The 9,339-nt window shown below is 50.4% G+C and carries 9 protein-coding genes and 1 pseudogene; 9 read left to right on the forward strand and 1 reads right to left on the reverse strand.

The window, feature by feature from the left end; translation table 11 throughout:
* Positions 1-20: 20 nt before the first annotated feature.
* The 7 genes from PGS25_RS12360 to mobQ all read left to right on the forward strand — a co-directional run bounded on the left by PGS25_RS12360 (position 21) and on the right by mobQ (position 6,284).
* A complete protein-coding gene (locus PGS25_RS12360) occupies positions 21-1,895 on the forward strand; it encodes a recombinase family protein (RefSeq protein ID WP_270418879.1) in 1,875 nt (624 codons plus the stop codon).
* A gap of 79 nt (positions 1,896-1,974) precedes the next feature.
* Positions 1,975-2,166: a transposon-encoded TnpW family protein gene (locus PGS25_RS12365; protein ID WP_006060444.1), complete on the forward strand. Its 192-nt coding sequence runs from the start codon at positions 1,975-1,977 to the stop codon at positions 2,164-2,166.
* A 133-nt stretch (positions 2,167-2,299) separates the two neighbouring features.
* Positions 2,300-2,602: a hypothetical protein gene (locus tag PGS25_RS12370; RefSeq protein ID WP_270418880.1), complete on the forward strand. Its 303-nt coding sequence runs from the start codon at positions 2,300-2,302 to the stop codon at positions 2,600-2,602.
* A gap of 79 nt (positions 2,603-2,681) precedes the next feature.
* Positions 2,682-3,248, forward strand: coding sequence for an RNA polymerase sigma factor (locus PGS25_RS12375; protein ID WP_243022101.1), 567 nt, complete (start codon positions 2,682-2,684; stop codon positions 3,246-3,248).
* The gene (locus PGS25_RS12380) at positions 3,245-4,093 is read left to right on the forward strand and encodes a hypothetical protein (protein WP_270418881.1); all 849 of its coding nucleotides are present in this window, start codon (positions 3,245-3,247) and stop codon (positions 4,091-4,093) included. The genes PGS25_RS12375 and PGS25_RS12380 overlap by 4 nt, the downstream gene beginning before the upstream one ends.
* Before the next feature lie 152 nt (positions 4,094-4,245).
* Positions 4,246-4,539 carry a DUF3847 domain-containing protein gene (locus PGS25_RS12385; protein ID WP_270418882.1) on the forward strand — a complete coding sequence of 98 codons (294 nt, stop codon included), beginning with the start codon at positions 4,246-4,248 and terminating at the stop codon, positions 4,537-4,539.
* Positions 4,540-4,772: 233 nt separating this feature from the next.
* Entirely contained in the window at positions 4,773-6,284 is a 1,512-nt protein-coding gene (gene mobQ / locus PGS25_RS12390) for a MobQ family relaxase (protein WP_270418893.1), read from the forward strand.
* A gap of 64 nt (positions 6,285-6,348) precedes the next feature.
* Here the strand turns inward: mobQ and PGS25_RS12395 are convergent, their stop codons facing one another.
* On the reverse strand, positions 6,349-6,513 hold the full coding sequence (locus PGS25_RS12395) for a hypothetical protein (protein ID WP_015553287.1): 165 nt from the start codon (positions 6,511-6,513) through the stop codon (positions 6,349-6,351).
* Positions 6,514-6,605: 92 nt separating this feature from the next.
* Between PGS25_RS12395 and PGS25_RS12400 the strand changes: the two genes are divergently transcribed.
* Together PGS25_RS12400 and PGS25_RS12405 are read left to right on the forward strand one after the other, a co-directional pair.
* On the forward strand, positions 6,606-8,483 hold the full coding sequence (locus PGS25_RS12400; RefSeq protein ID WP_270418885.1) for an AAA family ATPase: 1,878 nt from the start codon (positions 6,606-6,608) through the stop codon (positions 8,481-8,483).
* Between the two features lie 158 nt (positions 8,484-8,641).
* A pseudogene (locus PGS25_RS12405) lies at positions 8,642-9,339 on the forward strand (type IV secretory system conjugative DNA transfer family protein); the annotation flags it as partial.

Genomic DNA, 9,339 nt, shown 5'->3' on the forward strand with positions numbered 1-9,339 from the left:
TAAGTGTAAATGACACATATATGGACGCACAGGAGGTTATGCACATGACTGATTATAGCAAAATTACAGCCCTTTACTCCCGCCTTTCCGTGGGCGACGAGGACAGGGACGGCGGCGAGAGCAACAGCATACAGAACCAAAAAATATTTTTGGAGAACTATGCCAGAGGGCAGCACCTAACCAATATCCGGCACTACATTGACGACGACGAAAGCGGCAGATTTTTTGACCGTTCCGCCTACTCCCGCATGATGGACGACGTGGAAAACGGGAAAATCGGTGTTTGCATTATGAAAGACCTTACCCGCTGGGGGCGCGACTATCTCCAAGTCGGCAACGCGATGGAGATATTTAGACGGAACAATGTGCGTTTTATCGCGGTCAACAACGGCATTGACAGCGAGAAGCCCGACACATTGGAGTTTGCGCCCTTTATCAACATCATGTCGGAGTGGTACGCAAAGGACATCAGCAAGAAAGTGAAAACGGGCATTAAGACCAAAGGCATGAGTGGAAAGCCGATTGTCACCGAAGCCCCTTACGGCTATGTCAAAGACCCGGACAACAAGGATTTTTGGATAATCGACGAGGAAGCCGCCGAGGTTGTCCGTTTGATTTTCCGTCTGTTTATCGGTGGGAAGAACCGCAACCAAATCGCCGTGCATCTGAAAAACGAGCAAATCCCTACCCCCACTTTCTATATGAAAGACCGCGGGCGGGGAACCTGTAAAAATAAGACGCTCAACGAGGATAACCGCTGCAAGTGGAACAAAGCCACCTTGACCAATATCCTCACACGGCAGGAGTATTGCGGAGATGTGGTCAACTTCAAGACCACAAAGCATTTCCGGGATAAACATAACCACTATGTAGACCGGAGCCAGTGGCACATCACAGAAAATGTGCATGAGCCGATTATCAGCCGCAGCGATTTTGAAACCGTACAGCGGATTTTGGAAAACGCACCCGTCAAACGCCCCAACGGGGACGGGGAAATCCACCCTCTGTCCGGCTTGCTTTTCTGTAAGGACTGCGGCGCAAAAATGCACATTCGTATAGATTACAGGAACGGCGGCAAGCGTCATGTTGCCTATTGCAGCGAGTACCACAAGGGAAAAGCAAAAAATCCCAAGTGCAGCTCCCCGCACATCATGGACGCGGACTTGCTCATGCAGACCGTCGCAGAAGTGCTGAAGAAAATCGAGGACTATTCTATCAGCAACCGGGCAGAGTTTGAAGCCTTAGTGAAAAAGAACCTTGTCATGCAGCAGACCGACCAGACCAAGAAACAGCAGAAGCGTATTCCGCAAATCACGACACGCCTTGAACAGATTGACAAGGTGCTGAATAAGCTCTACGAGGACAACGCCCTCGGCACGATCCCGCAAGACCGCTATGAGCAGATGTCGCAGAAGTATTCGGAAGAATACTACGCGCTGAAAGCGGAGCTTGCCACGCTCCAAGAGCAGCTGTCCGCTTATGAGAACGCGGGAGGACGGGCGCAGAAGTTTTTGAAGCTGACGGAACGCCATGCTGCCTTTACCGACCTTACCCCCACCATTCTCAACGAGTTTATCAGTCGGATTGAAGTGCATGAGCGCGACCAGAAAAGGGCGAGATACGCAATCCAGCACATCAGCATATATTTCAATTATATCGGTAAGTTTGAGAATGAAGTGACACAGCTTGCAGAACCGACCGAGCAGGAAATCCGGCAAATGCGGGAGGAAATCGAAGAAGCCAAAAAGGAAAAGAGCCGTGCCTACCACCGGCAGTATTCAAGGGAGTACCGGGCGCGAAACCTTGAAAAGCAGCGGGAGTATGACCGCATGAAAGCGCGGGAATACCGGGCAAGGAGAAAGGCGCAGGCAGCCGCCGCACAGCCCACACAGTAAAACAGAATAACCGTCAACCAAGAGGGATTTTCCGAACTACGGGAAATCCCTCTTTTGCGCCCAAAGAAAGGAGCCGCCTATGGCAGAACAAACCCCCGACAGCATCATCACGACCCAGAGGAACGGGCAGACCATTGTTGCGGAGTTGTTTTTCAATCACAGCAGCACAGAAACATTCCGCGACAAGCTGCTCAAACTGGTGCTTGCCGACAGTTCGCGTTTATCCGCGTCTGACGGTCAAGAGCCGGAAAAAACAGAAATCTTGCGATAACAGCCGCCCTGACGAACCATTCCCCGTCCGGGCGGTTTCTATTTGAAAATCCTCATTTTTCCCAAGTCAAGAGCCGGGAAAAACACCCGAAAAATGCCCCTATTGCGTAACAGGGGCGCAGAAAGGAGAGTTTATGAGAACAGGGCTTACGAAGCAGGAAAAGACCACCGATATTTGGTTTGACGAGAAAGACCCGTTAATCCATATCCGCACCCACAACACCGACTTAAAGAACAGGCTGACCGCATACAGCCGCCGTTATCCGGCAATCTGCCAGCAGACGGACACAGACCCGGAAACGGGCTGCATGGAGTTTGATATTGCAAAGGGGCGTTTCTCTTTCCGTCTGACCGCCCCATACAGCAAGGAACGACGGAAAGCCGCCAGCGAAGCGGCAAAAGCTACTGCAAGCAATCTCCGGCGAAGTGTGATATAATTTTTTTGAAAAAGTTTGAGATTTGATGTAGTATTCGCCGCTAAAACCGTAGTATATAGGTGAAGCCAGAAAGGAGGCGGTGCGATTGATAGACGATGAAAAAATCATAGAAATGTTTTTCGAGCGTTCAGAACAGGGCATACGGGAATTGGACATAAAATACGGAAAAGTCTGCCACAATCTTTCCTACCATATCGTAGGGAGCAGACAAGACGCGGAGGAATGTGTAAACGACGCTTATTTAGGCGCATGGAACGCCATTCCCCCGGCGCGGCCTAACCCGCTTCTGTCCTACATAGTGAAAATTGTTCGGAACATTTCACTCAAAATCTATTGGAGAAAGGAAGCTGCAAAACGGAGTAGTCACTATACGATTGCTTTAGAAGAAATCGAAGCCTGTATCGCAGACCAGAAAACCGTTGAAGATGAAATTGAAGCCAGAGAGTTAGCCCGTATTATCGAGGACTTTTTGGACACGCTGACCGTTGAAAATCGCGTTATCTTCATGCGCCGCTATTGGTTTTCCGATAGCTACAAGGATATAGCCGAGCTTGTGGGACTTTCGGAGAAAAACATCTCCGTCCGGCTGACCCGTATCCGAGAGAAAATGAAGCAATACTTGATAGAAAGAGAGGTGTTCGTATGAATGTGAAGAAGTTTTCCGACGCTATGAGCGAGCTTGATACAAAATATGTCGATGAAGCTCTCAACTACAAGAAGAAAGCCCCAAAGCCCATTTGGGTAAAGTGGGGGGCTATTGCAGCTTGCTTGTGCTTGATGATACCATTGACCGCATTTGCCGTTGATATAATTCAATATAATGCAGCGGTTGATTATCTCAATTCTCTCGGCATTGCTGTTGAAGATTTGAGCGACTATTCTCATAAAGAAATAAAAGAAGCTGCAAAAACGATTGACGCAGGAGAAAGTAACCCGTTGACTGAAGAAATCCTTAGTCTAATACCAGAAAACAAAGAACCGCTCGATACACCGACGCAGGTAACATCTGAGCAAATTAAAGAACTAACACCGACCATGACAAGAGAAGATGTTCTTTCTCTTTTAGGTGACACACAAGATGTTGGCTCAGGCATTTATATATATCTTTACGAAGTAGACCAACAATACCTGCTGCGTATTCCTTTTGCAAGCGATGAAGCACAATTAGGTGTAACAGGAGAAGATTTGCTAAAGGCATTGGTTCCCATTTCTGGAGATATTGCTCCTATGGTCTATGTAAATGATACGCTTTATCAAATCGTTGACTCTCAACCCAACTTCGCAGATGAAAAAAGTTCTTTCAATTTGTTAGGAAAAATCGAAAACACAGTTAGTTCTTCGGAAGAACCAAAAGAAAATTTCCAAGCAAATGATGATATTGTAGGGGCTGCGGTTTATCAGTACGGCGATAACATTGTCGTTGAGTTTGAGGGAAAATACTGGTTATATGAACACTATCATAACACAGACTTTGACGGAAACTCAGACTGATATGCCCCACGCCCAAACAAGCCATACTTCTGATGAAAAAGTATCCGAACAAAACCTTCTTGCAAAGTAAATAAGTTTTCTATTTTACAAGGGCAGCCGAGAAAATCGACTGTCCTTTTTCTATGCTTATGAGCAGAAAGGAGCGCCCAACCATGACAAAGCCAAGAGAGAAAACCCGCGAGGAATTGACCGCCGAGATTGAGGACAGCAAGAAGAAAATCCAGCAATACGAAAACAGAGAAAAGATTTTGCGGCAAAAGCTGTCCCGCGAGGAACGCCGGGAGAGAAACCACCGCCTTATTGTCCGGGGCGCGGTCTTTGAAAGCATTGTGCCGGAAGCAAAGAACATGACCGACGAGGAAGCCGCAGCACTTCTCCGGCTTGCCTTGACGAGTGAACCAGCGCGGGAATATCTGAAAAAACGAGCAGAGGGAGCGACAAGCTGAAAATCCCTTAGGAACTAAGGGCGCACTTATACACCCTTACGGGCGTGTGCGCTCTGCCGAGGGCTTGTCTCCGCACAGGGAGATTTCCCCGCGCTCCGATATGGCGGCTTTGCCGCAACAAGGGGCTGCACCCCTTGCGCCGCTTTGCGGCTATCCCTGCACACCCACAAAAACAGTACACCCGCCGTTGGCGTCTGTACCATTTTTGCGGGTTTTATTATCCTATCCGGGAGGTGATACCCATAGCCATTTACCATTGGAACATCGGCATTGTGAGCCGAGGAAAAGGCAAATCAGCCGTTGCCGCAGCCGCCTACCGAAGCGGCGAAAAGCTGACAAACGAATGGGACGGAATGACCCATGACTACACTCGCAAAGGCGGCGTTGTCCATACAGAAATCATGCTGCCGCCCCACGCCCCGCCCTCTTTCTCTGACCGTTCAACCTTGTGGAACAGCGTGGAGCTTTACGAGAAAGCCGGGAACGCCCAGCTTGCCAGAGAGATTGACGCGGCACTCCCCATAGAATTATCCAGAGAGGAACAGATCCGGCTTGTCCGGGAATACTGTTCCTCTCAATTTGTTTCCAGAGGAATGTGCGTTGATTATGCCATTCACGACACCGACAGCGGCAACCCCCATTGTCATATCATGCTGACTATGCGACCACTTGACGAGCGCGGCACATGGGCGGCAAAATCCAAAAAGGAATATGACCTTGACGAAAACGGCGAGCGTATCCGCTTGCCAAGCGGCAGATACAAGACCCACAAAGTTGACCTTACAGGCTGGAACGACAAGGACAACACTCTCTTGTGGCGCAAGGCATGGGCTGACTTTACCAACGACTTTTTGGAGAGGAACGGAAGCCCGGAGCGTATCGACCACCGCAGCAACGCCGAGAGAGGAATTGACGAGCTGCCTACCGTCCACATGGGCGTGGCGGCTTGCCAGATGGAGAAGAAAGGTATCGCCACCGAGAAAGGCGAACTGAACCGCAGTATTCAAAAGACAAACCGCCTTATCCGGGAAATCCGGGCGCAGATTGGGAAGCTCAAGGAATGGATTGCCGACCTGTTCAAAGCGCGGGAAACCGCCCCAGAGCAGCCGCCGCAATCTCCCAACCTTGCAAATCTGTTGATGAAGTATTTGAGCGTTCAGAGAGAAAAGAGCCGGAAGTATTCGCAGAGTTGGCAACAGCAGCACACAGCCGATGAACTGAAAACCATAGCGGCGGCGGTCAACTATCTTTCCGAGCATGGTATCTCTAATCTTGACGAGCTGGACGCTTCTCTTTCCTCTGTCAGCGATAAAGCCTATTCAATCCGGGAGGGAATGAAAACCGCCGAGCAGCGCATGAAAGAGCTGCAAAAGCTGATAGAGAACGGCGAGAATTATTTGCAGTACAAGCCCATTCATGCCGAACTCCAAAAGCTGAAAAACGGCTGGACGAACAAACGGGATAAATATGAGGAAGCCCACCGCGCCGAGCTGACCTTATGGAACGCAGCAAGCCGCTATCTCCATGCAAATCTGACGGATACAAAGACGCTGCCTATCTCCAAATGGAAACAGGAATACGCCGACCTCAAAGAACAGAGAGATACCGACTACACCAAACTGAAAGCTACCCGCGCCGAGGTTGCCGAGCTTCAGAAGATACGCAAGTGCGTTGATATTGCGCTGAAAGCCGAGCAGCCGGAGCAGACACAGAACCGCACTAAGCGGCACGAACAGGAGCGATAAAGAAAAGGACGGGCAAGCTGCTTTGCCTGTCCGTCCTCTATTCCCATCCGACAAAGGAATGTGTTCACTTCTTATCGGGTAAAAATGTCATTATAACGCCAGTAATGCCGATAACTGAAAAGATTAAATCCCATTTGAAACTCAAGTCAAAAAAAGCCACATCGCCATATCCTAACATCAGCAGGATACTAACTAAAATCAATGCTATACCTTGCAGTTGCCTTTTCATACAATCACACTCCTTTGTCAAATTAGAATTTGTTGACTTCATTTTACTTCAAAACTATGAACAATTCAACCACAGAAAGAGAGGTATCAACCATGTATTACACCCAAGAACAAATAGACTGCGCCAACCAAGCCGACCTTGTTTCTTTTCTGCAAGGACAGGGCGAGCAGCTTACCCGCGCCGGGCAGGAATACCGCTGGAAACGGCACGACAGCTTGACTATCCGGGGAAACAAATGGTACAGGCACAGCCAAAGCAAAGGCGGCGCACCCATTGATTTTGTCATGGAGTTTTTCGGGAAGAGCTTTACCGAAGCCATAGAACTGCTGACAGGGGAAAAAGGCGCAGCCCAACCGCCGGACAGACCAAGCCCCGCGTCCTTTTCTGACTTCCGATTGCCACCCCGCAATCCCGACAACCGCATAGCGAGGAACTACCTCACAGCCGCCCGTCGCATTGATGAAGATGTGTCGGGCTTTTTCTTTGCCAGCGGCGATATTTACGAGGATGCAGCCCACCACAACGCCGTATTTGTGGGGCGGGATGAGGACGGAATACCGCGCTACGCCCACAGCAAGGGAACGGCGGGAAACTTCCGGCTTGATGTGAAAGGCAGCGACAAAGCCTTTAACTTCTGCTACCGGGGCGAGGGCGAAAGATTGTTTGTTTTTGAAGCCCCGATAGACCTGTTATCTTTCCTCTGCCTGTTCAAAAAGGAATGGCAGAAACAAAGCTACCTTGCACTGGGCGGCGTGGGAGAAAAAGCCCTGCTGCGTTTCCTCTCTGACCGTCCGAACATCAAGACCGTGTACCTCTGCCTTGACAGCGACCAAGCCGGAAGCGGCGCTTGCAGCCGCCTTGCGGAGTTTGTGCCGGAGGGCTTGACCGTTCACCGCCTTGTGCCGCTTTACAAGGACTGGAACGAGGTATTGCAGCACCGGGCAGAAATCGCGGACGGGAAGTATATCCGGGAAGCGATTTACGGCTTGAAAGAGCCGCCGCAGGAAGAAACCGTTGAGATTATCCGCATGAGCGAGGTTGACACACAGACCGTTGAATGGCTATGGGAGCCGTATATCCCCTTTGGGAAAGTAACCATTGTGCAAGGTAATCCCGGCGAGGGCAAGACCACTTTTGCCCTACGCCTTGCCGCCGCCTGCACCACCGGGGGAACGCTGCCGGGAATGAAGCCCTTGCCGCCATTCCAAGTAATTTACCAGACCGCCGAGGACGGGCTGGGCGATACCGTCAAGCCCCGCTTGATGGAAGCAGAAGCCGACCTTGACCGCGTACTTGTGATTGATGAAGCCAAGCGGGAACTTACCCTCTCCGATGAGCGCATAGAGAAAGCAATTACGCAGAACGGAGCGCGGCTGATTATCCTTGACCCCATACAGGCGTACATGGGCGAAAAGACCGACATGAACCGGGCAAACGAAGTGCGCCCCATGTTCCGCCGCCTTGCCGATGTTGCCGAGCGTACCGGGTGCGCCGTTATCCTTATCGGACATCTCAACAAAGCTGCCGGAGGGCAGAGCGCATACCGTGGCTTAGGTTCTATCGACTTCCGCGCCGCAGCAAGGAGCGTCCTGCTGATCGGGCGCGTGAAGCGAGAACCGAATGTGCGCGTTATCATTCACGACAAATCTTCCCTTGCGCCGGAGGGAAAGCCCGTTGCCTTTTGCCTTGACCCGGAAACAGGCTTTGAGTGGATAGGCGAATATGATATAACCGCCGACGAGCTGCTGTCCGGCGCGGGCAGCAATAACGCCACCAAAACCGAACAGGCTGAAAAGCTGATACTTGACCTACTGGCAGACGGAAAAGAGCTTGCCAGCGAGGACATAGAGAAAGCCGCAGCCGACGCGGGGATTTCTGCCCGTACTGTCCGGGCGGCAAAGAAAAACCTTGACGGGCGCATTACCTCAAAGCGTATCGGCGCAGCATGGTATCACGCTCTAAAAAAGTGAACTGGCAAAATCCAAGTGGCAAAACCCAGATACCTTGCCACTTTGCCACTTCGCCACTTCAATCATAATCCCACAGCCCCATGTATGACCGCGTGGGGCTTTATCGTGGAAAAAGAAGAGCCTATGTTGCGTCAATAACTCAAAAAAGCACTTGACAAAACGCTTCATGGGGCAATGCAAAGGATATCGAACCCTTCATCGACCCTGTTTTTGCGAACAATGTGATCCTCACAAAAACCGAGCGGCTGATGATGAGCAATCGTCCGAAGAATCCGGCCAACGCCAGAAACAAGAATGTTCTGATCGTCGGTGGCTCCGGTTCCGGTAAAACACGATTCTGGATCAAGCCAAATCTCTTACAGCTTCACAGTTCCTATGTGCTCACTGACCCGAAAGGTACGACCCTGCTCGAGGTCGGAAATGCTTTTGTGCATGCAAATTATCGGATTAAGATATTCAATACCATCAACTTCCACAAGTCCATGCACTTTAACCCGTTTGCCTATCTGCACAGCGAAAAGGATATCCTGAAGCTGACAACAACGCTCATGGCAAACACAAAGGGTGAAGGCAAAGGCGGCGATCCGTTCTGGGAGAAGGCAGAAATCCTGCTTTACTGTGCTCTCATCGGGTACATCCACTATGAGGCACCGAAGGAGGAACAGAACTTCGCCACGCTCATCGAATTCATCAACGCTATGGAAGTCCGTGAAGATGACGAGGATTTTCAGAACGCGGTGGATCTGATGTTTGAAGATCTGAAGAAGAAAACACCGAACCATTTTGCAGTCCGGCAGTACGCAAAATTCAAGCTTGCTGCCGGTGTTGTATGCTCTAAAAGACTTCTTAATCAAGC

The sequence above is a fragment of the Butyricicoccus sp. AM78-15b2TA genome (assembly GCF_027665985.1).
In the GTDB taxonomy this organism is placed as follows: domain Bacteria; phylum Bacillota; class Clostridia; order Oscillospirales; family Butyricicoccaceae; genus Agathobaculum; species Agathobaculum butyriciproducens.

Excerpts from the sequence above, each read along its gene's own strand:
- PGS25_RS12400 (WP_270418885.1), top strand. The coding sequence starts at position 6,606 with ATGTATTACACCCAAGAACAAATAGACTGCGCCAACCAAGCCGACCTT.
- PGS25_RS12395 (WP_015553287.1), bottom strand. The coding sequence starts at position 6,513 with ATGAAAAGGCAACTGCAAGGTATAGCATTGATTTTAGTTAGTATCCTG.
- PGS25_RS12385 (WP_270418882.1), top strand. The coding sequence starts at position 4,246 with ATGACAAAGCCAAGAGAGAAAACCCGCGAGGAATTGACCGCCGAGATT.
- PGS25_RS12380 (WP_270418881.1), top strand. The coding sequence starts at position 3,245 with ATGAATGTGAAGAAGTTTTCCGACGCTATGAGCGAGCTTGATACAAAA.
- PGS25_RS12370 (WP_270418880.1), top strand. The coding sequence starts at position 2,300 with ATGAGAACAGGGCTTACGAAGCAGGAAAAGACCACCGATATTTGGTTT.
- PGS25_RS12360 (WP_270418879.1), top strand. The coding sequence starts at position 21 with ATGGACGCACAGGAGGTTATGCACATGACTGATTATAGCAAAATTACA.
- PGS25_RS12365 (WP_006060444.1), top strand. The coding sequence starts at position 1,975 with ATGGCAGAACAAACCCCCGACAGCATCATCACGACCCAGAGGAACGGG.